We start from the raw sequence: 23,175 nt of genomic DNA on the forward strand, positions 1-23,175 counted from the left end.
CTCGCCGTCGTAGATCTCCTCCGACGAGCAGGCTCGGTGAGCTCCTGGTCCACGCCGCGGTGCACGCGTCGCAGCCAGTGGACAGGCAGCACCCGGGCCAGCCGGTCGTGGATCGACTCGGGGACTTCGCGGCCGACGGCCGGGGCGACCGGGTCGGCGGCGATCTGCAGCGGCTTCGGCGCCCCGGTCGCCGGGTCGCCGAAGGCGATCACCTGCTGGCCGCGGGTGATCGCGCCCAGCGCCGACGACGCGGACAGCGACTCGGCGTCGAGCAGCACCACCGCGTCGGCGCGCAGATCCTCGGGGAACTGCTCGACCAGACCCAGCGGCGAGCTCGTCCAGACCGGGACCAGCGGCTGGATCAGCTCGTCGGCGACCTCGTCCAGCGCCGCCACGGTCGGGCTGCCGTCACGCAGCAGCTCCTTCAGCCGCGACGCGGCCTCCGGGTGGGCCTCGACCGCAGACTTCCAGCGGACCGACAGGCTGTGGTCCAGTCGCCGGGCGCCGGCCTCGATGTGGGCGGCGTCGGCGGCGCGGAACTCCGCCTCGATGCCTCGCAGGTTCTCCCCCGAGGTCATGGCCAGATAGTCGTCGCCGGAGATCATCGCCTCCAGCGTGGACTGCCACCAGGCCAGCTCCAGCTCGTCGGCGACGCGCTCGGCGGGGACCTCGCGCTCGGCCAGATCCTCCATCAGCTCCCGGAAGCCCTGCTCGCGCAGCTGCTCGGTGACCAGCGTGCGCTCGGGCAGCGTCTCGAGCGGCTCCTGGTCCTCGGCGAGGGCCTCGACGACGTCGACCATGCGGGCGAACGGGATGTCCAGCAGCGTCCGGCGTCCGGAGCGGGCCGACTCCCCGGCGCCGTCGCCGCCGACCGGCCGGGAGCCGCCGGGGACGCCGTGCATCTGCCGCTCGGCCACGTCCGGGTCGAGCACCTCGACGAGCTTCTCCAGATGCGTCTGCACCGTGCCCACCGCGTCGGCGAGCCGGTCCAGGTTCTTCGGGACCTTCGGCCGGACCTCGTCGACGGCGTGCTCGGCCCATTCCTCGCGCTCGGCCTGGACCTCGACCAGCGAGGAATGCAGGTCATGGATGGAGACGCCGGGGCGGATGTACTCCTTGGCCACCCGGCGCAGCCGGGAACGGGCGATGGAGGTCATCTCCACGCCGTGCTGCTTGCGCCACCAGCCCGGGGCCGTGGCGGCGATCAGGTCGTCGACCGGTTTGGTGTAGACATCATGGGTGAACTTCCCCAGCGACTCCTGCACGCGCTGGAAGAGCATCACCTGGGCGTGCCAGTCCGAGAAGGACGTCCCCTGGCGCAGTCCGGTGACCGCGGCCGCGGTCTCCATGTGGCCCTTCAGCCGCGGCAGCTCCTCGCGCAGCCGAGCGACCAGAGCTGCCGCGTCGTCGGTCTCCTGCCGGTTCCGCGGCCGGGCGTTGTACCAGGGGCTGCGCCGGGTCTCGGCGGAGAAGGCGCCGAGCTCGGCGGCGCGCGCGAGCTTCACCGTGACCTGGCTGCGGTCCACAGTGGTGTCCAGCACCGAGCGTTTCAGCCGCACGCTCGTCGACGGCGCCGGGTTCAGCGAGGTCAGCGCCGCCAGCGCCTGCATGGCCTGGTAGGGCGAGCAGCTCCACCGGCTGCGCACCTGGTGCAGCGAGTCCACATGGTCGACGAGCTCGTGCCGGCGCTCGCGCAGCTTCGCCTGCAGACCGGTCAGCCGCGGCGGCTCGGAGCGCTCGACCCGCTTGATCGCGCGGATGAGCTGCTGCCGGAGGTCCTCGGTGGTCGTCGACGCCGGCACCTGCAGCGCCAGCGTGCCCAGCCGCGCCTGCGAGAGCCGGCGGGTGAACTCCTCCAGCGCGGCGGCCCGCTCGGAGACCACCAGGGTGCGCTTGCCCGCCCAGGCCAGCGCGGCGACGGCGTTGACCGCCGTCTGCGTCTGTCCGGTGCCCGGCGGGGCGGTCACCACCATCGACTGTCCGGCATCGACGGCATCGAGCACCGCCTGCTGATCGGCATCGGCGTCGACGACGAGACGCTCGTCCTGCGGATCGCGATCGTCCAGGCTCGGCGCCGACTGCGCCTCGGCGTCCGCCTCCGGCTGGGAAAGCGGCTCGGACGCGGCCAGCGCCCGCAGCACCGGATGCGACGAGTCCAGCCCGGAGGGCCGGTCCAGACCACTGACGTCGGCGAAGGTCGACAGGTAGACCTGGCGCCAGACCTGCAGCGAGCCCAGCGCGCCGTCACCGGCCTCGGGCTCTCCGGCGCGGCGGGCGGCCAGCCGGCCGAGCAGCTCGGAGGTGCGCGAGGGGTCGAAGCGCGCGGTGGCGTATCCGGCGGCCTCGAACTCGGCCGGGTCGAGCGAGAGCCCGTGGCGGTCGGCCAGATGCCGCGCCAGCGCCGGGTTCAGCCGGGCCGGGGCGGTGAACTGGACCTCGAAGTCGTCGCCGTCGGGCCGAGGTCGCAGCGAGATCGGCACCAGCATCACCGGGGCGGTGAACTGTTCGGCACCGGCGGCGGTCTCCTCGGTCCAGCCGGCGACGCCGGCGGCGAGATGCCCGACCTCGATGCCGCGCTCCTCGGACATCTCGCGGACCTTGTTGCGGATCGCCGCGGCGGCCTCACGCCCTGCGGCGAAGGCGGCGTCCTCGTTGAGCAGCGTCGACAGACGCGTGCGCCGTCCGGCGAAGAGCTGCATCAGGCCCGAGGAGTTGGCGTCGGTGAGGTCGACGGCATTCTGCCGCGACGGGGTGAAGCGCAGCATCGTGTCGTTCTCCGCCCCCGAGTCCAGCGACTCCGCCCAGGCGATCACCGGATCCGCGGGACGCTCGACGTGGTCGGCCCGCGCCGCGGCGTGGTCGACGGCCTGCTCCGTGCGCTCCGCGCTGACCAGGTCTGCGTGCACCGCCGGTCCGGCGGTGCTCGTGTCGTCTCTGCTCACTTCTGACCTTCCGGCAGGATCACCTTCTCGTGGACGATGATGCTAGATCATTCCCATTCGATAGTCCCCGGGGGCTTCGAGGTCACGTCGAGGGTTACTCGGTTGACCTCGGAGACCTCGTTGATGATGCGGTTGGAGATCCGCGACAGCAGATCATGCGGCAGCCGCGACCAGTCGGCGGTCATCGCGTCCTCGGAACTGACCGGGCGCAGCACGATCGGGTGGCCGTAGGTGCGCTCGTCGCCCTGCACGCCCACCGAGCGGACGTCGGCGAGCAGCACCACCGGCATCTGCCAGACGTCCTGGTCCAGCCCGGAGGCGGTGAGCTCCTCGCGCGCGATCGCGTCGGCGCGGCGGAGCACCTCGAGACGGTCCTCGGTGATCTCGCCGATGATGCGGATGCCCAGCCCCGGCCCGGGGAAGGGCTGGCGCTGGACGATCTCGGCCGGCAGCCCCAGCTCGGCGCCGACGGCGCGGACCTCGTCCTTGAACAGCGCCCGCAGCGGCTCCACCAGCTGGAAGACCATGTCCTCCGGCAGCCCGCCGACGTTGTGGTGGGACTTGATGTTGGCCGCTCCCTCGCCGCCGCCGGACTCGACGACGTCGGGGTAGAGCGTGCCCTGGACCAGGAAGTCGACCTTCGCGCCCTCGGCGTGGGCCGCGGAGAGCACCGCGGCCTCGGCGTCCTCGAAGGCACGGATGAACTCGCGGCCGATGATGCGGCGCTTCTGCTCCGGATCGGAGACGCCCTCCAGGGCGGTGAGGAAGCGCTCGCGCTCGTCGGCGACGTGCAGCTTCGCGCCGGTGGCGGCGACGAAGTCGCGCTCGACCTGTTCAGCCTCACCCTCGCGCAGCAGGCCGTGGTCGATGAACACGCAGGTCAGCTGCTCGCCGACGGCGCGCTGGACCAGCGCGGCGGCGACGGCGGAGTCCACGCCGCCCGACAGTCCGCAGATCGCCCGGGCGTCGCCGACCTGCTCGCGGATCGCGGCGACCTGCTCCTCGACGATGTTGCCGGTGGTCCACTCCGGGGTCAGTCCGGCACCGTCGTAGAGGAAGTTCTCCAGCACCTTCTGACCCTGCGGCGAGTGGCGGACCTCGGGGTGCCACTGCACGCCGTAGAGCCGGCGGTCGTCGTCGGCGAAGGCCGCGACCGGAGCGCCCTCGGAGGAGGCCAGCACCTCGAAGCCCTCCGGCGCGGCCTGCACGGAGTCGCTGTGGCTCATCCAGGTGGTCTGCGTCGCGTCGGTGCCGGACAGCAGCGAGTGCGGGGCGTTCCTCGCCCGCACTTCGGTCTTGCCGTACTCCCGGTCACCGGTGCGGGCGACCTCGCCGCCGAGGGCGTGGGCCATCGCCTGGAAGCCGTAGCAGATGCCGAGCACCGGCACCCCGGCGGCGAAGAGCTCCTCCTCCACCGAGGGGGCGCCGTCGGCGTAGACGCTGGCCGGACCGCCGGAGAGGATCACCGCGGACGGACGGCGCTCGAGGATCTCGGCGGCCGTCAGCGTGTGCGGCACGACCTCGGAGTAGACGCGAGCCTCGCGCACGCGGCGGGCGATGAGCTGGGCGTACTGGGCGCCGTAGTCGACGACCAGCACGGTCTGGGCCTCGTGGGAGGGCCGTTCGGAAGCAGGCTGAGAAGTCACCCGTCCATCCTACGGGACGCCCCACGATGCCGCCGACGACGGCGCGGGACCAGCGATGACTCCGTGGAAGGTGCGGGAAAGCGTGCGCGTTCCCGCACCTTCCACGGAGTCATCGCCCGGGGCGTCTCAGTATCGGCGAGCCGCCTCGGGGTTCTCCTCCATCTCGCGGCGGGCCTCCCCGGCGATGCGCCGCTCGACGATGAAGCTCAGGAACGGGACCACGCCGCCGAGCACGATCGTCGCGAGCCGGCCGAAGGGCCAGCGCATCAGGAACCACAGGCGGAAGCCGGAGATCAGGTAGACCACATAGATCCAGCCGTGGACCACCGCCACCCAGTACGAGACGGCCTGGCCGCCGACCACCGAACCGATGCTGTGGAAGCCCAGCGCGTTGGCCGCGCCGTCCTCGGCGGTGCCGCCGGCGTAGAGCTCGACGCCGACGGCGTAGGTCATGATCATCTTGGCCACGAGCAGCAGCAGCATCACGCCGGTGACATAGGCGCAGACGCGGTAGAAGCCCAGCGCCCCGGAGATCTGGGCGATCGTCCCCTGGAAGCGGCGCCGCCTCGGCCGCGGCGGGGCGGGCGGGAGGTCGTCGGGGGTCGGCTGGTCAGTCATGGGTCTGCTCCTCGGGTCCGTCAGATCCTGCGTCTCCGGCCGGGCGGCCGGACTGCTCGGCGCGCCGGGCCAGCTGCTCGCGGCGCCACTGCTCCTCCCACTCGCGATCCAGCCGCTCCTCCTCCAGCCGGCGCTCGTGGTCGTCCTTGACCAGCCGCCCCCACAGGTAGAACGCGAAACCGGCGAAGACCGTCCACTCGACACCGTAGAAGACGTTGAGCCAGTGGATCTGCGGGCCCTCCGGCTGCGGACCCACCCAGACGCTCTCCAGCGGCGATCCCTCCGCGGCGGCGTCGACTTCGGCGCCGTCGGACTCCCCCGTCGGATCGGCCGCCCCGGCCGGCTGGGCGGAGAAGGCGACGACGAAGCCGGAGTACGAGGACACGTCCCAGCGGTTGATCAGCTCCGCCACCGAGAGCGAGGGCAGCACGCGGCCGTCGGGCCGCGGCTCGGCCTCCGGCGCCTCGGTGGGCAGCAGCCGGCCGACCACCGTCAGCTCCTCGTCCGACGGCGCGGCGTCGGCGTCGTCGGGATCGGCCACCCAGCCGCGGACCACCGGGATGACCTGACCGTCCGGGGCACCGTCGACGGCGAAGGCGGCCACCGCCCAGTATCCCTCGCGGTCGCCCTGGAGTCGCTGGTCGATCAGCACCTCGGTGCCCTCGACGAACTCACCGCGGAGACTGACCACCCTGTCGGCCTGCGGCCCGCCCATCGGCTCGCCGGGCCGGATCACCTCGGTCAGCGGCGTCGGGTCCTGGAGCGCCTCCTCGAGCGAGGAGCCGGCCGTCGCCGGGTCCGCACCGGTGGCGTCGTCGTCGATCTGCGAGCGGCCGAACTGCCAGGCGCTGAGCACCACGAACACGGTCGCGAGGATCAGCGCCAGGGCGAGGGTCGCCAGCCATCTCGGCTGCAGGGCGGTCTTGAGCACCTGACCAGGATACGTGCCGTCGGCCCCGCGCCGCGTGCCGCCGACCGGGTGTTTCTACATGCCGTAGAATATCGCTCCAGGTCAGCGGCCGGCGTCATGATCCGGCTCGGATTCGTGAGACGGACCACGGCGGTGTCAGGATGGGGTCATGAATGCACCCATGATGCGTCTGGATCACGTCTCCTATGCGGTGGGCCCCGATGGCATGGACGCCACGGTCGACCGGATCGTGTCCGCACTCGGGGTGGAGCGCGTCAGGGGCGGCATCCATCCCCGCTTCGGCACGCGCAACGCCATCATCCCGCTGGCGAATCGGCAGTATCTCGAGGTCGTCGAGGTGCTCGACCACCCCTCGGCGGACAAGGCGCCCTTCGGCCAGGCGGTGCGCAACCGCTCGCAGGTCGGCGGGGGCTGGATGGGCTGGTGCGTCACCGTCGACGACCTCACCCCCTTCGAGGAGCGGCTGGGCCGCCGCGCCGTCCCCGGCAATCGCAAGTTCCCCGACGGCCAGGAGCTGACCTGGCAGCAGATCGGGATCAAGGGGCTCATCGCCGACCCCCAGGTCCCCTACCTGCTGCGCTGGGACGACGGCACCGAGGACCTCCACCCTTCGCAGGCCTACGAGCCGGAGGCAGAGCTGGTCCGTCTGTCCATCGCCGGCTCCCGCGACCGCGTGGCCGACTGGCTGGCCTGCCCCGACGCCGATCCCTTCGAGGACGTCGACGTCGACTGGGTCGCTCCCTCGGGCACTCCCGGGATCATGTCGGTGACCTTCCGCTCCCCGCAGGGCGACGTCACGATCTGAGGCGCGCCGCCTCACCGGCGGCTCTCAGGCGCGCGTCTCCGCCGCGGCGTCGACGCCGCGCGGCACGCCTCGCGTCCCCGACGGCGCGACGTGCTCCGACTGTGCTCGGCCGGCGGTCCGTCCGAGCACAGGTCCGACTCAGGCCGGCAGGGGGCTGCGCGGGGAGAGCTGATCGGCCGCGCCGGGCACGGGTTCGGCGGGGTCGTTCCCCAGCTGCACGATCCGGTTGTCGGCGTCGACGTGGACGACCTGCGGGACGTGCTCGGCGATCTCGGCGTCGGTGCCCATGCGGTAGGAGATGATGATGACCAGGTCCTCGGTGCCGACCAGGTGCGCGGCGGCGCCGTTGATGCCGATGATGCCGGTCCCGCGGTCGCCGGCGATGGTGTAGGTCTCCAGGCGCGCGCCGTTGGTGATGTCGACGACCTGGACCTTCTCCCCCTCGACGATCCCGGCGGCGTCGAGCAGGTCCTGGTCCACGGTGATCGACCCCACATAGTGCAGGTCGGCCTGGGTGACCCGGGCGCGGTGGATCTTGCCGCCCATGACGGTTCTCAGCATGAGGCGCTCGCTTTCGACAGAGGAGTCGGTCGTGCTCGTGGTCTCGACGGCCGGACGGCGCGCCTGGCACGCGCCGCGGAGGCCCGCAGACCCCGACAGTGTACTGGACGTGCCGGCCGGGCAGGATGCCGGCGACCCGCTGATCAGCCCGGCACGAGCACACGGTCGAACACCGGGTAGAACGAGATCCGGGCCCGCAGGATTCCCCTGCGGACCCGGACCTCTGCGATGGAGACGGCGCGGTCGGCTCAGCCGCGCGCGGCGTTGGAGTACTCGGCGTCCTTGGTCAGCTCGGCGACCAGCTTCTCGCGGCGGACCGCCTGGACCTCCTCGAGTCGTGCCCGCCGGCGGGCACGGCGCTTCTTCGTCGGCCAGGTGATGATCAGCAGCAGCAGCGCGATGAGCACCACGAGACCGCCGACGCCGATGGCCGCGTCCATCCAGAACTGCGCCGGGTAGAGCCGGATCAGCGTCGAGTCCGCCGGGAACTGCCAGCTGCCCTCGGCGAAGAGCACGCTGTGGAAGCCGGCGAAGAAGTCCTGCCAGCCCAGCACCGCCAGCGTGACCAGCGCGGCGACGAGCACCAGCGCCACCCAGGCGCCGGAGAAGAATCCGCGGGCCACCGCCCCGGGGCGCCACCGGCGCAGCAGCAGCGCGAAGACCAGCGTGATGATCAGCAGCACCACCGCGGCGGCCATGCCGATGACCATGATCCGCTTGACGTCGGCCATGTGTCCGACCTCGGCCTCGGTGAACAGCGGGCCGCCCTCGACGGCGAGCTCCGAGAGGTACCGAGAGTCGGCGCCGTTGAACAGGTAGTCCACGCCGTAGGAGCCGTAGAGGACCCGGTCGTCGGTGCCGAAGCCGAGCTCGTCGGCCGGGAAGTGCGGCAGCCGGTACTCCAGCCAGACGAACAGCGGCGAGGCCACCAGCCGGACCGCCGCGGCCATCACCAGCAGCGGGGCGATGATCGCCAGCAGCACCTGGAGCAGACGCGAGGCCCCGCGCTTGTCCTTGGCGACCTCCTCGTCGAGATCCTGATCGGTGATCGCCTCGTCGGCGGCGGTGCGCCCGACGACTGCGGACCCGCCGGCCGCACCGGCCGCGCCCGCGGCGGCCGGCTCATAGGGCAGGTCGCGGGAGGCATCGGTCGGCTGCGGGTCGCGGGCCGCGCTCAGCGTGGCGGTCTCCTGCTCCCCGGCGCCGGGGCTCGCCGGCCGCGAATCGGAGGTCGGCTCGGAGCCCGCGGCCGGCGCCGGAGTCGGCGCCGGAGTCGGGGGCGCGTCGGCGTCGAGGCCGAGTCGGCCTGCGGGGAGCCCGACTGCTGCGTGCCGGTCGCCTCCGTCGCGACGTCGCCCAGCGGACGCGTCGCGTCGTCGGAGGCCGGGGTGCGCGGCATCGCGGCGGTGGGCTGCTCCTCGGCGGCCGGTGCGGGCGCCCGGCCGATCGGCTCGGTGGGCTGCTCGCCGGCGGCGGCACGCCCGGTCGTCTCGGCGTCGGACGCCGGATCCGCGCCGGCGCCGTCCGGGGCTTCGGAGGATCCCCCCTCCGGCTCCTGCGGCGCCTCGGCGTCCGGCCGGTCCTCCGGATAGTCCGGCGCGTCCTCGACGAACGCCCCGTAGTCGAGGCCGGACTCGAATCCGCCTCCGGTGTCCTGCGGCTCCCCGTCCTCGGGCCGCTGTGAGTTCGCGCTCATGGTTGCCTCTCCACGCAGTGATGTCCACTGTCGAGGGTACGGGGAAGAGCCCGTCGCACCCGGTCAGACCTGCCGGAGAGTCGAGGATCCGCGCCGTTCCGGCCGCGTCGCGGGCCCACGCTCCGCGCCCGGACCGCCTCCCCCGGACCGCCTCACCGGCGGTCAGGCGGTGAGCTCGTGGACTCCGGTGTCGTACCGAGCCAGGTCGCCGGTGATGCCCGCCCGACGGGCTCGACCGCCGAGGACCAGCGTGTAGGTCCAATAACCGGCCAGCACCAGCGCGCCGAGGAGGATCTTCACCGCAGTCGGCAGGTCGCTGGGGGTGACGAAGCCTTCGACGACGCCGCTGACCAGCAGCACGGCGGTCAGACCGATCGCGACGGTGATCAGCCGGCGCCCCTCCTCCGCCAGCGCGGTGAGTCGCCGCCGTCGTCCCGGCGCGACCCAGGCCCAGAAGATCCGCAGCCCGGCGGCGCCGGCGACGAAGACCGCAGTGAGCTCCATCAGGCCGTGCGGCAGGATGTGGGCCCAGAAGGTCCAGGCCTCGCCCTGCTCGAACATCACCCCGGCGGAGATCCCCAGGCCCTGCGCATTGACCAGCAGCACCGCCGGCACCCAGACGCCGGTCACCCCGAGGGCGACCTCCTGCGCGGCGATCCAGGCGTTGTTGGTCCACACCTGAGCGGCGAAGGAGGCGTTCGGGTGGTCCGAGTAGTAGTCGACGAAGTCGTCGCGGGCGTAGGCGGCCCGCGCCTCGTCGGACATCAGCAGCTCGATCTGCGGGTGGTGCTGGGTCCACAGCGCGAAGGCCCCGGAGACCAGCAGGAACAGCGCGCCGATGACCACCGTCGGGACGGCGACCCGGTGGAAGGCCGCCGGCAGCACCTGCATGACGAAGCGGGCGATGCTGACCAGCAGGTTGTCCCCACCGCCGGTGAGCCGACTGCGGGCCCGGCCCAGCCGCGCCGAGAGCCCGGCGGCGACCGGCCCGCCGGGGTCGATGGGCCTGGACCATCGACAGGTGGGTGGAGGCGCGCTGGTAGAGCCGCAGCAGCTCATCCGCCTCGTCGGCGGTCGGACGCGATCGGGAGGAGAGCTCGGCCAGGCGGTCCCACTCCCCCCTGGTGCACGGCGACGAAGGCATCGATGTCCACATCCCCGACCCTAACTCAGCTCATGCGCCGACGAGCCGCTAGGCTGGCCGCATGCGCACAGTGATCACCGGTGAGGCGGTCCAGCTGGACCTGCCGGCGGCCTCGGTCATCGTCCGCGGACTGTCGCTGATGATCGACGTGGCCGTCTATGTGGCCGCCTATCTCGCGATCCTGCTGCTCTTCGGCGCCTTCTCCGGGACGATGACCGTCGCCCTGGACCCCGCCCTGACCCAGGCGGCCATGCTGAGCACGCTGGTCCTCTGCTTCGTCATCGCCCCGGTGACGGTGGAGACGCTCTCCCGGGGCAGCTCGCTGGGCCGGCTGATCCTGGGCGTGCGGGTCGTCCGCGACGACGGCGGCCCGGTGCGGCTGCGCCATGCGACCGTCCGCGGGCTGCTGCTCTGGCCCGAGGTGGTGCTGAGCATGGGCCTGCTGCCGCTGCTCTGCGGACTGCTCAACTCCCGCGGCAAACGCCTGGGCGACATGCTCGCCGGCACCTACGGAGTGCTCACCCGCCAGCCGCGGACGAAGCCGATGATGCTCCCGGTGCCGCAGCACCTGTCCTCATGGACGCAGATCGCCGACGTCGGCCGCGTCCCCGACGGCCTCGCGCTGCGCATCTCCCGGCTGCTGCAGCGCCTGGACTCCGGCGGGAAGGCCGTGGACTCGGAGGCGCTGCGGCGCAGCGCCGACCAGCTGGCCGCCGAGCTGCGCCCGCACGTGATGCCGCCGCCCCCGCCGTCGAGCACCGTGGAGTTCCTCACCGCGGTGATGGCCGAGCGGCGCAACCGCGAGTATCGGCGGCTGGTGCGCCGGCAGGAGCGGAGCGCGCGGCTCGGCCGGCGGCTGCACGCGCTGCCCTACACCTGAGCCGTCCGCCCCGTCCGCCCCGTCCGCCATGTCCGGACCGGCGCGGACGACAGGAGACCTCCGTCGCAGCGGTGACCCCCGGTGACGTGCGGGGCCGCCGACGGCGGACGCCCGCGATACGCTGGCCCCGACCCGTCCGCGCGCGACGGCGTCCCGCCGGCGCGCCGTCGACGCCCACTCCCGAGACGAAGGACCCCCTGCATGAGCTTCGACTTCCGCATCGCCGACATCTCGCTGCACGAGGCCGGCCGCCACCAGATCCGGCTGGCCGAGCACGAGATGCCCGGCCTGATGGCCCTGCGCGAGGAGTACGCCGCGGAGCAGCCGCTGGCCGGCGCGCGGATCGCCGGCTCGCTGCACATGACCGTGCAGACCGCAGTCCTGATCGAGACCCTCACCGCCCTCGGCGCCGAAGTGCGCTGGGCCAGCTGCAACATCTTCTCCACCCAGGACGAGGCCGCCGCGGCCGTCGTCGTCGGCCCGCACGGCACCCCGGAGGAGCCGCAGGGCGTGCCGGTCTTCGCCTGGAAGAACGAGACGCTCGAGGAGTACTGGTGGGCGGCCTCGCAGATCTTCCTCTGGCCGGGTGTGGACGCCGACGCCTCCGCGGGAGCGAACATGATCCTCGACGACGGCGGCGACGCGACGATGCTGGTCCACCAGGGTGCGGCGTTCGAGGCCGCCGGGGCGGTGCCCTCGGCGACCGAGGACGACCCGGAGGAGTACCGCGTGGTCCTGGAGACCCTGCGCGCCTCGCTGGCGGAGAACCCGTCCCGCTTCACCGGGGTCTCGCAGGCGATCCGCGGCGTGACCGAGGAGACGACCACCGGAGTGACCCGGCTCTCGCAGATGGCCCGCGACGGCGAGCTGCTCTTCCCGGCGATCAACGTCAACGACTCGGTGACCAAGTCGAAGTTCGACAACAAGTACGGCATCCGGCACTCGCTGCCCGACGGGATCATGCGCGCCACCGACGTGCTGCTCGGCGGCAAGGTCGCCGTCGTCGCCGGCTACGGCGATGTGGGCAAGGGCGCGGCCGAGGCGCTGCGCGGCCAGGGCAGCCGCGTCATCGTCACCGAGATCGACCCGATCAACGCGCTGCAGGCGGCCATGGACGGCTTCCAGGTGGCCCGCATGGACGACGTCGTCTCCCAGGGCGACGTCTTCATCACGACCACCGGCGGCAAGTCGATCATCACCGCCGAGCACATGCGTCGGATGAAGGACAAGGCCGTCGTCGGCAACGTCGGCCACTTCGACAACGAGATCGACATGGCCGGGCTGGCGCAGATCCCGGGCGTGGAGAGGATCGAGATCAAGCCGCAGGTGCACGAGTGGCGCTTCGCCGACACCGGACGCTCGATCATCGTCCTCTCCGAGGGCCGGCTGCTGAACCTCGGCAACGCCACCGGTCACCCGAGCTTCGTGATGTCGAACTCCTTCGCGAACCAGACGATCGCCCAGATCGAGCTCTTCCGCAAGACGGCCCCGGGCTACACCGGCGACGACGTCTACACCACGGATGTGCACGTGCTGCCGAAGGTCCTCGACGAGAAGGTCGCCCGGCTGCATCTGGGAGCGTTGGGCGCCGAGCTCACCGAGCTGACCAAGGAGCAGGCCGAGTACCTGGGCGTCGACGTGGCCGGCCCGTACAAGCCGGAGCACTACCGGTACTGAGGCTCTGCCCAACCGGCCGCCGGCGTCCGCCCTCGTCACGAAGGCCTCCGCCCGGGCTGGACTGGCCCGAGCGGAGGCCTTCGTGCATGCCAGGTCGTCGGAGACGACGTCCGCGTTCGCGTCAGATCTCCGACGCTCAGCCGATCAGGTCTGGCCCGGACGTGGACGTCGATCGCCGCAGGCTCGGGGGCTTGAGGCCTCTGCCTCAGAACGCCGGAGCTCCTAGACTGGCGACGAGCGGAGGCGAGCGACGCCGACAGCCGGTGCGGCGCAGAGGGAGGGTCGTCTTGGGAAGCACGAACTACCACGACACGTTCATCCAGGTCGCCGAGGACTGTCCGGTCGCCGAGGCCCGGGCGCCGACGGCCGGACGGGCGACACCGAGCGTCGCCGAACTTCAGCACCGGATCCTGACGGAACAGCCCTATGAGCTGACCTCAGACGATCTGCTGTTCCATGTGCATCTGCTGCGTCAGCGGGTGCCCGAAGAGCGGATCACGGCCGAGCGGGAGACGTTCTTCGCGAGCAGCCGCGCCTGTCTGCGCGCATCGCCGCTGGGCAAGCGGCACGGCTGGGGCCTGCACCACGACGCCGACGGTCGCGTCGCTCTCGTCCCGCTCGGTTCCGAGGAGTACCACCGGCTGGCGGACGATCCCGATCTTCGGCAGCTGAAAGCCATGCGCTCGACGCGCGCCGGGTGATCCGGACGTCGCGCCTCAGTCGTCCAGCAGTCGCAGGTGGCCGCGCACGACCGACGCCGTCGGCTCGGGCGGCGCGATCCTTCCGCGGCTCTCGCGGGAGGGCAGCGTGCCGGGAACCGGAGAGCCCGGCTCGTGGCCGGCGGAGTCCGTCGCCGGGGTCGGATCGTCCTCGCGTTGGACGGCGTCGACGACGGCCAGCAGGTCGTCGGCGGCCGCCGCACCGGCGTCGGCCGGCGCCGACGGGTAGTCCAGCCGGAGGACCTCCCAGCCGCGCGGCGGGGTCACGCTGTCGGCGTGCCGGGCGCAGAGATCGTAGGTGTGGGGCTCGGGATACACGCTCATCGGACCCACCACGACGGTGGAGTCGCGGTAGCTGTACGTCAGCGTCGCCACGGCGGGCTGACCGCAGCTGCTTCTGGTGCATCGGCGCGAGGAATCCACGGTCACCCACCCTAACCACACCCGTGCTCCCCGACACTCAGGCCGTCGAGCGTGTTCGACTGAACCCCGACATCTGCGATCGACACGCCCCCGAACTTGATAACTTTATCAAGCCCCGACCGCCTTGATAAATTTATCATCATGCGCAAGGCGATCGATTCACCGTTCAGCCCCGGGTCCGACACTGTCCCCCACGTGTGGGCAGGACGCACGCCCCAGCTCAGCGACTGGCGCGATCACCTGCGCCCTCGTCGTATGGCAGGCCTCCATGAGCGAGGGCGTACCATCCTCGGTGAAGCCGGACTGGGCAAATCGTCCCTGGTACGTCGCCTCACCAGCGAAGCGTCGGCGGCCGGCGACTGGGTCACTCCTCAGCTGAGGATCCCGACCGGAGCGGACCCCCTGAAGCGAGTCGCCGGGGCTCTGCTGACGGTCGCCGATCAGGCAGGACTGGCCGCAGCACGGGAGAAGAAGATCACCGAGCTGCTCCGGAGCGTAGAACGCGTCGCGGCAGCTGGGGTCTCCTCGTCGATGCGAGAGCAGCCCGGCCCTGAGCCCTACAGTGCGCTGACGAACCTGTTGATCGAGATCGGGCGTGCTGCCCTTCGTCAGGGGCGGTCCATCATCGTGATCCACGTCGACGAAGTTCAGAACATCACTGATGACGCTGCCCTCTCCCAACTCTTGACCGCGCTGGGCGATGCGCTGACGCACGAGGAGCCGCTCACGCTGCCAGGCGGACGGCAGATCGATGCTGCGCTGCCGCTGGCCGTCTATCTCACCGGCCTGCCGGAGTTCGCGGACATGGCCGGGGCCCGCAAGGGCGCGACGTTCGCGCGACGCTTCCAGACCACGATGCTGGCGCCCATCGAAGACGACGATCTCATCGCCGCTCTGCAGCCATTCGTCACCGAAGGCTGGCCCGTGGCAGGCGACGACGGACACGACGAGCGGGTGTTCATGGAGCCGGATGCCCAACATGCCATCGTCGAGCTGGCCTGCGGCGAGCCCTTCCTGTTCCAGCTGGCCGGAGAGCGCGCCTGGTATGCGGGCACCAGCGCGATCATCACTGCCGAGGACGTGATGTCCGGTTGGGACGATGCTCGCTACGAGGCTGAAGGACACGTGCTGCGCATCCTCGACCGATTGCCGAGCCGTGAGCGTCAGTTCGTCGAGACCATGGCAGAGCTGGACCCCACGGACCGGACATTGACCACCATCGCCCGACACATGGGATACGAGAAGGGCACGGCAGTCGGCCCGACGGGGCAACGCCTGGACCGACAGCGCGGCATCGTCACGCGCGGCAAGCCATACACGTTCCGGCACCGAGCAGTCGAGGCGTACCTCACCACGGACTGGCCAGATATGAGCTGATCAGGCCGGACGCCGTGTCCGAGCCGACAGGTGCGGGGCCGAGTGAGTCCCGGCGCATCTCCGCCTCAGTCGCGCAGCCTCACGCGCACCGCCTGGTGCGCTTCGCCCAGCGGCTCCAGCCCGGTCATCGACTGCCCCTCCTCGCCGGCGATGCGCAGCGAGCCGACGACTGGGGCGTCGGGCTCCTCGACGACGATCGCGGCGGCCTGCTCGCCCGCGGCGTCCCCGTCGGAGAGCTGCAGATCCTCCGGGTCGAGGGCGGCCGATCCGTCGGCCCGGACCTCGACCTCCTGCGGCTCGCCGAAGTCCCCCTCGGCGTCCATCAGCCGATAGGTCACCGTCGTCGCCTGATCGCCGGCCAGCAGGTGCACCGACGGCTCGCCCTCGGCGGGCAGCAGCGTCCCGGAGCCGGAGCGCAGGCGCTCGGCGCCGACCTGCCAGGCGAAGTCGAGGCCCGAAGCCGCGGCATCCTCACCACCGGCGTCGCCGTCGGCGCCTCCGCCCGCCTCGACGTCGGACACGGTCCGCACCGCGGCATGGGTGGGCACGGAGGTGCGCACCACGACGTCGTGCGTCCCGGCCGGCACGCCGGCGAGGTCGATGGCCCGGACTGCGCCGCCGTCGACGCTGAACACCGAGGAGCCGTCCAGCGGCTCCAGCCCGTCCTCGCCGAAGACCTGGACCTCCACCGTGGCCTCGTCGTCGCCGGGAACATGGATCCACAGCGCCCCGCCGCCGGCGGCGCCGCCGGACTCGGGCAGCCGGACCCCCGGCATGCGGTGCTCCTCCACCGCCTGCGTCCGGCCGGGCAGGAACTCCACGCCGGCGCCGATCGAGCCGGCCGCCGCCGAGGAGGTCAGCTGCGCGGCGACCGGGGCCCCGGAGGACTCCACGGAGACCGCGATCGCGCCGTCCTCGGCCAGCCCGGCGATGTTCACCGTGCGCAGCGTGCCGGCCGGCACCACCACGCTGCGGGTGCCGGCGCCGGAGCGCGGGCCCTCGGCGTCGTGGGCGACGACCTCGACGGTCGCGTCCCGGTCGGCGGGGTTGGCCAGCGTCAGCAGCGAGGTCGCCTGCGAGCCGGTCTCCGGCCCGAGGAAGAACTGATCGCGCTGCGGCACTGTGCACCGGGCGGCGGCGAGCCCGCTGACCGGCCCGTCCGCGGCCGAGTACTCCAGCAGGGCGGAGGCGGCGATCGGCGCGCCGCCGGGCCCGGGCCCGACGTCGAGCAGCGGCGCACGCAGCGGGTCGTCCTCGGTGACCACGGTCGCCTCCCGGTCGGCCAGCGCCGGAGCCGAGGACGCCTCCGCCGGCGCGCCGCTCGGCGCGACCACGGACTCCTCGTTGACCCGCTGATCCTCGGAGAGCTGGGCCCAGCGGACCTCCGGGAGACTGCCGGCGTCGTCGACGGCGAAGACCAGCCCGCGGAAGAGCGAGGAGGCCGAGGCGTCGCGCTGCTGGTAGGCCACCCGTCCGTCGGAGCTCAGCGTGTCCGGACGTCCCGGCGTCGGCGGGCAGACGAACGGCGTGTCCGCCGCGGCGGTGGGGAACAGCTTGGCGTCCACCGGACGGGTTCCCGGGGCTGCGTCCGTCGCGTCGCGGGCGATGGATCCGCCGGCGACCGCCACGACCGCGACCACCGCCAGCACAGCGCCGGCGCGGGCTCCGCCGCCGCGTCGCACGCCGGCGTCCGGCGTCGTGCCGGCGTCCGATGTCGTGCCAGGGTCCGGCGTCGGCCCGGCGTCCGACTGCGGAACTCTGCCGATCCCGCGACGCTGGGCGCGACGCCGTTCACGCTGCAGGCGGCGGATGTGGCGGCGGACCTTCTTCGCACTCATGCGTCCCTCTCCGATCGTGCCGCGGGCCGGTCCCCGAGCTCGCCGCGGGTGGCCACCGGCAGCAGCCGCACCCGGCGCGGCAGCGGCACGGCGATCAGCACCACCAGCATCAGGAAGGCGGCGATGCCGATGAGCACCGGAGCCCGCCAGACGCTGCGATGCTCGACGACGAGCTCCCCGCTCAGNTCCCCCTCCGGCAGGCGGAACTGCTGGCCCCACAGCGGCGGGCCCTCGCCGGAGCCGCCGGCCAGCGACTCCAGCGGCTCGCCGTCCAGCTCGGCGACCCAGCCAGAGGCCGGCACAGTGGCCAGCTGCACGTGGAGATCCTCCTCGGCGGCCTCGGCGGAGAGCCCCTCTCCTCCGTCGGGGGCGGCGAGCTCGTCCAGGTCGACCTCGACCCGCCCGCCGTCGGAGGGCAGCAGCGCCAGCGTGGTGCCCTCGGCGTCGACCAGCCGGGCCCAGGAGGTGGCCGCTCCGGTCATCGACGCCGCCCGCGGGAGTCCCGCGGCATCCTCGAGGTCGGCGCGCCAGAGCTGCCCCCGGTCGGTCGGGCCCACGGCGACGAGGCCGGAGGCGGTGTCCACCGCGCCGGCCAGCGCCCCGTCGCCGGGACCGTCGACGACGACGAAGCCGACCGCCAGCTCCTCCATCAGCGACCGCACATCGGCCGCGCCGGGGGTGATGAGCGCGGAGATGAGCTGCCCGGTGCGCGCGCGGCCCAGGCTCAGATCGGCCACGGAGCCCTGCACCGCCTCCTCGACGGCGCCTCCGTCCGTGCCGCCCAGCCACGTCGGCAGCAGCGCGGGTTCGGTCCACAGCGGCGCGTCGCCGGCGGTCAGCGCCGAGCGGGCGGAGTCCAGCGTCCTTCCGGAGCCGGAGACCAGCTCGCCGACCACGCCGTCGGCGGAGCTGGTCAGCACCAGGGTGCGAAGCGCCGCCGGCCCGTCGCCCTGATCGGCGGCGGTGGCCGGGACCTGCCGCACCGTGCCCGCCTCGATCGCCGCGGGCTCGGCGGTCATCGCCGTCAGCGCGGGCCGGGAGCCGGAGCCCTCCAGAACCCGGGGCACGGCCCATGTGCCCACTGAGGCGACCACGGCGAGCACCAGCAGCGTGGCCACCACCGGCGCGGCCGCGGAGCCGACGCGCGGCAGCATCCGGGGCAGCCCATCGAGGGCGCGGGCCGTGCCGAGCAGCAGGCAGAGCATCATCACCGAGACCAGCGGGGCCGCATGCGCCGGCGTCAGTTCGACGCCGTCGTCGCCGACGGCGACCAGGCCGGCGACCGCCGAGACCAGCAGGGTCAGCAGCAGCACGCCGGCGACGGCCCGGGCCCCGGCGGACCGCGAGCCGGGCAGCAGCAGACCGATCAGTCCGAGCACCAGCAGCGGCAGGCCGATGACCAGCATCAGCCGCAGCGCCCAGTGCGGGGTGCTCAGCAGCTCGGGCAGCCAGTTCAGGTCCGGCCCGATGCTGAGTCCGGCGGCCGGGTCGACGGCGCGGGCGTGGCCGAGCAGCTGCTGCCACAGCGGGGCCGGGTCCGCGGCCAGCAGACGCGTCGGCGCGGAGAACAGCACGCCGAGCACGTTCTGTCCGGTCAGCGCCGCCGCACCGAGCATGGGGGCCGCCAGCGCCAGCGAGGGCAGCGGGATCAGCCAGAAGGTGCGGCCGCCGCGGGTCAGCGCCGCGACGAGGCAGATCAGCGTCGCCGGCAGCAGCAGGATCGGCGCGGCGGCGGTGACTGCGGCCAGCAGCAGAGCGGTGCCGGCGGCGTGCTCCCATCGGCTCGCTCCGCCGCGCACGTCCGGGCCGGCGGCGGCCGGCCGGCGGCCTGCGGCCCGCACGCCGAGGCGCACCACCAGCGGCAGCAGGATATGGGCGACCACCGCGCCGAGGCGCCCCTCCCCGAGGGCGGTGTGCAGGCTCGGCACCGCGACCCACAGCAGCGCGGCGATGACCCGGGTCGTCGCCGTGGCGGTGACGACGCCGGCGGCGGTCCAGGCGGTCAGCGCGGCCAGCGGCAGCGCCAGGATCGTGACCCAGACCAGCACGGTGGAGGCATGTCCGGCGCTGAGCGCCGAGAGCACCAGCAGCACCAGGTCGAAGGGATTCGCCGCGGCCAGCCGACCCAGTCCGTCGGCCGCGATCAGGCTCGTCATCTCGGCGAAGACCTCACCGGTCGAGTCCGAGACCGGCAGCGCGGCACCGCCGACGACCGCCTCCGCCCCCAGGAGGCCGCGATGGACCAGCAGCGAAAGCGCCGTCAGTCCGAGCAGCAGCAGGAACAGGCCCAGCCGGTCCCCGAGCGTCGCGAGGCCAGCTGGTCGAACTCGCCGTCGCCGGAGCCCACGGCGAGCATCGAGGCGTCCTGCGCGCCGTCGTCGCCCTGCTGCGGGGCCACGGTCTGGGCGGTGAGGCTGCGCCGTCGCTCGGCGCGGACGGACTGCGCCGGAAGCCGCAGCCGACGCGAGCTCCGCCGGCCGGCGCGGACCAGCTCCCGGGCGGCGCGCGCCGAGGCGATGCGCTCGTCGCGGCGCAGCCGCTCCAGGGCCGCGCGTCGCCCCTGGGCGGCGAAGCGCCGGGCATGGGCGAGGGCGCGGAGATTCAGCAGGGCCCGGGCCGAGGCGACCAGCTCGCCGACGCCGGCGTCGGGGGCCTTGACCGCCGTCAGCCCGATCAGCCGCAGCAGCGCGGCCAGCCAGCCGCCCAGCCAGAGCGGCGGCGTCGCGAGCGGCGGGATCTCGGCCAGGCGCCGCCGGATCTGCCCGATCCGCTGCTCGGCGGGCAGATGCAGCGTGCCGCCCAGACGATGGACCTGCTCGCGGCGCGGCGGATGCAGCCGGCGGATGCGGGCCTGCGGCGCGACGACGACGTGGGCGCCGACCTCGCGGGCCCGGTCGGCGAAGCGCGCGGCGGCGTGGTCTCCGGCGAGGGCCGGATCGAAGCCGCCCAGGTCGCCGACGAGCGGCGCATGGACGAGCATCCCGTGCAGCGAGACCGCCCCGACGGCATCGCGGCCGTCGTACTGGCCCTGGTCCAGCTCCATCGGCTCGGTGGTGGGCACCACCTCTCCGGACCGCGCGCTGGAAAGCCCGACGTCGACCAGCCGGTCCGGCCAGTCCTCGCCGACGTCCCGGTCGACGTCGCCGGGCGCGGCGTGGAGCTGTTTGGCGCCGACGACCTGCAGAGCGGAGTGGCTCTCCTCGTCGGTGACCGTCAGCAGCCGCTCGACCAGCTGCTCCAGCGCATCGGGGGCCGGGAGCGAGTCGGGGGTGAGGATCCACAGCCACTGGTGTCGGCCGGCGAAACCCTCCGGCAGGCGCCGTTCCAGGCTGCGCCAGAGCGGGGTGACGCGTTCGCCGGCCACTCCGCGCGTGGAGATCCGACGGGCGTGGGCCGGATCGCGCAGCAGCCGCGACCGCAGCGAGCGCGAGAGGTCCTCGGGTCCGCGGAATCCGGGCGCGGAGAACTCGATGATGGTGTCGGGGGCGCGCGTCTGGGCTTCGAGGGCCGCCCTCAGCTGCGCGACGGCGCGGCGATCTCCGGACGCGGAATCGCCGCCGGCGCTCAGGACGACGGCGGCGATGTGCGGAGCGGCGAGTGCCTCGATCAGACCGCTCGCTTCCTCAGCTTGCGGCGCTCGCGCTCGGACATGCCTCCCCAGATCCCGAATCGCTCGTCATTGGCCAGCGCGTAGTCCAGGCACTCCTGCTGGACGGTGCAGGCGCCGCAGACCTTCTTCGCGTCGCGGGTCGAGCCGCCCTTCTCCGGGAAGAACGCCTCCGGGTCGGTCTGGGCGCAGAGGGCGTCGACCTGCCAGGCGAGCTCGCCCTCGATCTCCTCGGCCGGGATCAGCGAGGGCAGCCCCAGCCAGACGCCGTCGCCGGAGCGTGCGGCCTCCCCGTCCTCACGGTCCGTCCGGCCGGCGCGGCGGGAGGGGGCCTCGGCCAGCGAGACGGGAGCCCCGACGGGATCGGCGGCACGCCGGCCCTGCTCGGCCTCTTCATGCGCGGTGAGGTAGGCGGTAGCCTGGTCGTCCAGGCTCCGGCCGTGCTCGAGGTCCTCGGCGGCGTCGGGGTCGGCCGGGTCGACGAACCAGTCGGCGGGGACGTCGAGTCCGGACCGTCGCGTCGGTCGGGACGTCTCCTCCTGCTGTTCGCTCAGCCGCTCTGCGTTCCCCATCAAGGGCCTCCCCGTCGTGGTCCATCTCGGTGGTCTGACGCGTCCCGCAGGACCCGTCGAACGTCTCGTCTCCGGCGGCATTCCGGGGATCCGGGGCCGCCTGCACCTAATTACACTGGTGTGAGCAACTATCCGTCAAGTACCGTCGACAGCCCCGTCCGACCGCTCGCCGGCCCGCCGTCTCGGGCGACACGCCGCAGGTCTGCGGGCCCCGCATCGGCGCGCCGCCTCCAGGAGGACCTCATCGCTCCGCTGATCCCGACCACGAGTTCACACGAAATTCCCAGCTCCTGCCCAGCACTGTTGGAGCTGCTCGCCGCGCGTCCGCAGCCGGCCGTCGTCTGGTACGGAGCGGACGGCGAGCGCGTCGAGCTCTCCGGACGCGTGCTGCAGAACTGGGCGGTCAAGCTGATCGGCCTGCTGCGCGAGGAGGTCGAGCTGGTCCGCGATGCGACGGTGCTCGTCGACGCGGCCCCGCATTGGAAGGCGGCCGCCGTCGTGCTGGCCTGCCGGGCGCTGGGCGCCGAGCCGCGGATCGCCGGCCTCGACGACGCCGCCGCGTACGCCGCCGCCGACGCCGAGCCGGCGCTGGTGGTCACCGACCGGCCCGCGGCCTGGGAACGGTCCGCCGCGCTGGGCGACGCCGAGCTCGCCGCGCTCTCCCCCGGCCTGCTGGACGCCTCCTGGGCCGAGGCCCTCGGCGAGGAGCTGCCTGCCTGGGTGCTGGACGTCTCCGCCGAAGTGCGCCAGCATCCGGACCAGCTCATGGAGCCGCTGGAGGAGCTGCCGCTGCCGGCGCCCGACGGCCTGGACGGTCTGGACGAACTGGCAGACCTGGACGGCCTGGTCGTGCTCGCCGGACAGCCGGACGCGGCGACGACGGCGTCGACCGCCGCCGCGGAGTGGAACCGGTGGGCCCTGCGCGGCTGGACCACGGAGACCGCCGCCGAGCTGCTGGGCGTCTGGGCGCGGGGCCGGCCGGCGGTGCTCGTCGACGCCGAACCCGGCGGCCCGCAGTGGGAGAGAGCGCTGGCCGACGAGTCGGTCGGCTGATCAGTCCGTCTCGCCGGCGGACCGCGTCCCGGTCGGTCGGTCTGTCGGATGCTCGGCCCGCCGGTCACCGTCGCCCGCACCGTCGCCGGCCGTGTCGAGCTCGCCGCCGGCCTCCTCACCGACCGCCGGCACGTCGCCGGTGAGCAGCTCCCGATCCGAGAGCATGTGGGCATGGTGGTCGGCGGGGTCGGCGGCCTCGCCGGTGAAGACCCACAGCTTATAGGCGACGAAGCGGAACGACGTGGCCAGCACCAGTCCGATCACGTTGCCGGCGATGAAGACCTGGGTCACCGAGTCCAGGCCGAGAATGTACTTGCTGACGCCCACGCAGCCAGTCTGGATGCCCAGGCCGATCGCATTCATCACCAGAAAGAGCATCAGCTCGCGGGTCTTGCCCGCCGAACGCCTGTGCCGGAAGGTCCAATAGCGATTGGCCACCCAGGAGAACAGCGTGGCCACGGTCCCCGCGAGGACCTTCGCCTTCAGCTGGGAGTCGGGCATCGGACCGTGCAGCAGCGCCAGGAAGACGCCCGAGTCGATGATGAAGGCCGTGCCTCCGACGACGCCGAACTTCGCGATCTCCCGCCAGAGCCTCAGGAACAGGTCGACGGCGCGGCGGGCCAGACGGGCGATCATGGGTGGTCGGACTCCTGGTCGGTCGACGGCGGCAGGGGGCGGAGGACCTC

Annotated in this window: 19 protein-coding genes; 6 read left to right on the top strand and 13 right to left on the bottom strand. The window is 73.0% G+C overall.

All coding sequences use genetic code 11. The features are described from left to right. From GU5_RS14265 to GU5_RS14270, 4 genes are all read right to left on the bottom strand, one after another. On the bottom strand, window positions 1-2,942 hold a 2,942-nt coding region (locus GU5_RS14265; protein WP_010524663.1), incomplete at its 3' end, for a DUF4011 domain-containing protein. A gap of 47 nt (window positions 2,943-2,989) precedes the next feature. Further along, the gene (guaA, locus tag GU5_RS0105950) at window positions 2,990-4,540 is read right to left on the bottom strand and encodes a glutamine-hydrolyzing GMP synthase (RefSeq protein ID WP_139084339.1); all 1,551 of its coding nucleotides are present in this window, start codon (window positions 4,538-4,540) and stop codon (window positions 2,990-2,992) included. 174 nt (window positions 4,541-4,714) lie between these two features. Next, complete coding sequence (locus GU5_RS0105955; protein ID WP_010524665.1) at window positions 4,715-5,206, bottom strand: DUF3817 domain-containing protein; 492 nt, start codon at window positions 5,204-5,206, stop codon at window positions 4,715-4,717. Continuing rightward, window positions 5,199-6,137 (bottom strand): SURF1 family protein, encoded by a 939-nt coding sequence (locus tag GU5_RS14270; protein WP_010524666.1) that lies wholly within the window; start codon window positions 6,135-6,137, stop codon window positions 5,199-5,201. Before GU5_RS14270 ends, GU5_RS0105955 begins: the two co-directional genes overlap by 8 nt. A gap of 160 nt (window positions 6,138-6,297) precedes the next feature. Here GU5_RS14270 and GU5_RS0105965 point away from each other — a divergent pair, with 160 nt between their 5' ends. After that, the gene (locus GU5_RS0105965; protein ID WP_010524667.1) at window positions 6,298-6,942 is read left to right on the top strand and encodes a VOC family protein; all 645 of its coding nucleotides are present in this window, start codon (window positions 6,298-6,300) and stop codon (window positions 6,940-6,942) included. A 138-nt stretch (window positions 6,943-7,080) separates the two neighbouring features. Here GU5_RS0105965 and panD read toward each other — a convergent pair whose 3' ends face one another. From panD to GU5_RS15855, 4 genes are all read right to left on the bottom strand, one after another. Further along, window positions 7,081-7,503 carry an aspartate 1-decarboxylase gene (gene panD, locus GU5_RS0105970; protein WP_010524668.1) on the bottom strand — a complete coding sequence of 141 codons (423 nt, stop codon included), beginning with the start codon at window positions 7,501-7,503 and terminating at the stop codon, window positions 7,081-7,083. Window positions 7,504-7,751: 248 nt separating this feature from the next. Next, entirely contained in the window at window positions 7,752-8,486 is a 735-nt protein-coding gene (locus tag GU5_RS14275; protein ID WP_010524669.1) for a TIGR01906 family membrane protein, read from the bottom strand. A gap of 191 nt (window positions 8,487-8,677) precedes the next feature. After that, a complete protein-coding gene (locus tag GU5_RS17000) occupies window positions 8,678-9,199 on the bottom strand; it encodes a hypothetical protein (protein ID WP_010524670.1) in 522 nt (173 codons plus the stop codon). Between the two features lie 162 nt (window positions 9,200-9,361). Beyond that, on the bottom strand, window positions 9,362-10,258 hold the full coding sequence (locus GU5_RS15855) for a stage II sporulation protein M (RefSeq protein ID WP_010524671.1): 897 nt from the start codon (window positions 10,256-10,258) through the stop codon (window positions 9,362-9,364). Window positions 10,259-10,404: 146 nt separating this feature from the next. On the opposite strand from GU5_RS15855, the gene GU5_RS0105985 reads away from it, so the two are divergent. The 3 genes from GU5_RS0105985 to GU5_RS0105995 all read left to right on the top strand — a co-directional run bounded on the left by GU5_RS0105985 (window position 10,405) and on the right by GU5_RS0105995 (window position 13,601). Next, the gene (locus GU5_RS0105985; protein WP_010524672.1) at window positions 10,405-11,223 is read left to right on the top strand and encodes an RDD family protein; all 819 of its coding nucleotides are present in this window, start codon (window positions 10,405-10,407) and stop codon (window positions 11,221-11,223) included. Window positions 11,224-11,424: 201 nt separating this feature from the next. Next, window positions 11,425-12,900, top strand: a complete 1,476-nt coding sequence (gene ahcY / locus GU5_RS0105990; RefSeq protein ID WP_010524673.1) for an adenosylhomocysteinase — start codon at window positions 11,425-11,427, stop codon at window positions 12,898-12,900. 287 nt (window positions 12,901-13,187) lie between these two features. After that, on the top strand, window positions 13,188-13,601 hold the full coding sequence (locus GU5_RS0105995) for a DUF6157 family protein (RefSeq protein ID WP_010524674.1): 414 nt from the start codon (window positions 13,188-13,190) through the stop codon (window positions 13,599-13,601). A 15-nt stretch (window positions 13,602-13,616) separates the two neighbouring features. Here GU5_RS0105995 and GU5_RS0106000 read toward each other — a convergent pair whose 3' ends face one another. Continuing rightward, on the bottom strand, window positions 13,617-13,994 hold the full coding sequence (locus tag GU5_RS0106000; protein WP_010524675.1) for a DUF3499 family protein: 378 nt from the start codon (window positions 13,992-13,994) through the stop codon (window positions 13,617-13,619). A 189-nt stretch (window positions 13,995-14,183) separates the two neighbouring features. Here GU5_RS0106000 and GU5_RS0106005 point away from each other — a divergent pair, with 189 nt between their 5' ends. Beyond that, window positions 14,184-15,419, top strand: coding sequence for an ATP-binding protein (locus GU5_RS0106005; protein WP_029514059.1), 1,236 nt, complete (start codon window positions 14,184-14,186; stop codon window positions 15,417-15,419). A gap of 65 nt (window positions 15,420-15,484) precedes the next feature. On the opposite strand, the gene GU5_RS0106010 is transcribed toward GU5_RS0106005, so the two are convergent. The 3 genes from GU5_RS0106010 to GU5_RS16690 form a co-directional block, all read right to left on the bottom strand. Next, window positions 15,485-17,257, bottom strand: coding sequence for a DUF5719 family protein (locus GU5_RS0106010; protein ID WP_010524677.1), 1,773 nt, complete (start codon window positions 17,255-17,257; stop codon window positions 15,485-15,487). Between the two features lie 2,260 nt (window positions 17,258-19,517). Then, window positions 19,518-20,621: a hypothetical protein gene (locus GU5_RS0106020; RefSeq protein WP_029514061.1), complete on the bottom strand. Its 1,104-nt coding sequence runs from the start codon at window positions 20,619-20,621 to the stop codon at window positions 19,518-19,520. Window positions 20,622-20,863: 242 nt separating this feature from the next. Next, the gene (locus GU5_RS16690) at window positions 20,864-21,436 is read right to left on the bottom strand and encodes a WhiB family transcriptional regulator (protein WP_010524678.1); all 573 of its coding nucleotides are present in this window, start codon (window positions 21,434-21,436) and stop codon (window positions 20,864-20,866) included. 303 nt (window positions 21,437-21,739) lie between these two features. Here GU5_RS16690 and GU5_RS16275 point away from each other — a divergent pair, with 303 nt between their 5' ends. After that, window positions 21,740-22,489, top strand: coding sequence for a TIGR03089 family protein (locus tag GU5_RS16275; RefSeq protein ID WP_010524679.1), 750 nt, complete (start codon window positions 21,740-21,742; stop codon window positions 22,487-22,489). Here the strand turns inward: GU5_RS16275 and GU5_RS14290 are convergent, their stop codons facing one another. After that, window positions 22,490-23,125 carry a GtrA family protein gene (locus tag GU5_RS14290; protein WP_010524680.1) on the bottom strand — a complete coding sequence of 212 codons (636 nt, stop codon included), beginning with the start codon at window positions 23,123-23,125 and terminating at the stop codon, window positions 22,490-22,492. Window positions 23,126-23,175 lie beyond the last annotated feature (50 nt).

It is taken from the genome of Nesterenkonia sp. F (genome assembly GCF_000220985.1).
Taxonomy (GTDB): Bacteria; Actinomycetota; Actinomycetes; order Actinomycetales; family Micrococcaceae; genus Nesterenkonia.

Coding starts and splice junctions, on each gene's coding strand:
- ahcY (WP_010524673.1), top strand. CDS start 11,425: ATGAGCTTCGACTTCCGCATCGCCGACATCTCGCTGCACGAGGCCGGC.
- GU5_RS0106010 (WP_010524677.1), bottom strand. CDS start 17,257: ATGAGTGCGAAGAAGGTCCGCCGCCACATCCGCCGCCTGCAGCGTGAA.
- panD (WP_010524668.1), bottom strand. CDS start 7,503: ATGCTGAGAACCGTCATGGGCGGCAAGATCCACCGCGCCCGGGTCACC.
- GU5_RS0105955 (WP_010524665.1), bottom strand. CDS start 5,206: ATGACTGACCAGCCGACCCCCGACGACCTCCCGCCCGCCCCGCCGCGG.
- GU5_RS0105985 (WP_010524672.1), top strand. CDS start 10,405: ATGCGCACAGTGATCACCGGTGAGGCGGTCCAGCTGGACCTGCCGGCG.
- GU5_RS0106005 (WP_029514059.1), top strand. CDS start 14,184: ATGCGCAAGGCGATCGATTCACCGTTCAGCCCCGGGTCCGACACTGTC.
- GU5_RS14290 (WP_010524680.1), bottom strand. CDS start 23,125: ATGATCGCCCGTCTGGCCCGCCGCGCCGTCGACCTGTTCCTGAGGCTC.
- GU5_RS15855 (WP_010524671.1), bottom strand. CDS start 10,258: ATGAGCTGCTGCGGCTCTACCAGCGCGCCTCCACCCACCTGTCGATGG.
- GU5_RS16690 (WP_010524678.1), bottom strand. CDS start 21,436: ATGGGGAACGCAGAGCGGCTGAGCGAACAGCAGGAGGAGACGTCCCGA.
- GU5_RS0105965 (WP_010524667.1), top strand. CDS start 6,298: ATGATGCGTCTGGATCACGTCTCCTATGCGGTGGGCCCCGATGGCATG.
- GU5_RS17000 (WP_010524670.1), bottom strand. CDS start 9,199: ATGAGCGCGAACTCACAGCGGCCCGAGGACGGGGAGCCGCAGGACACC.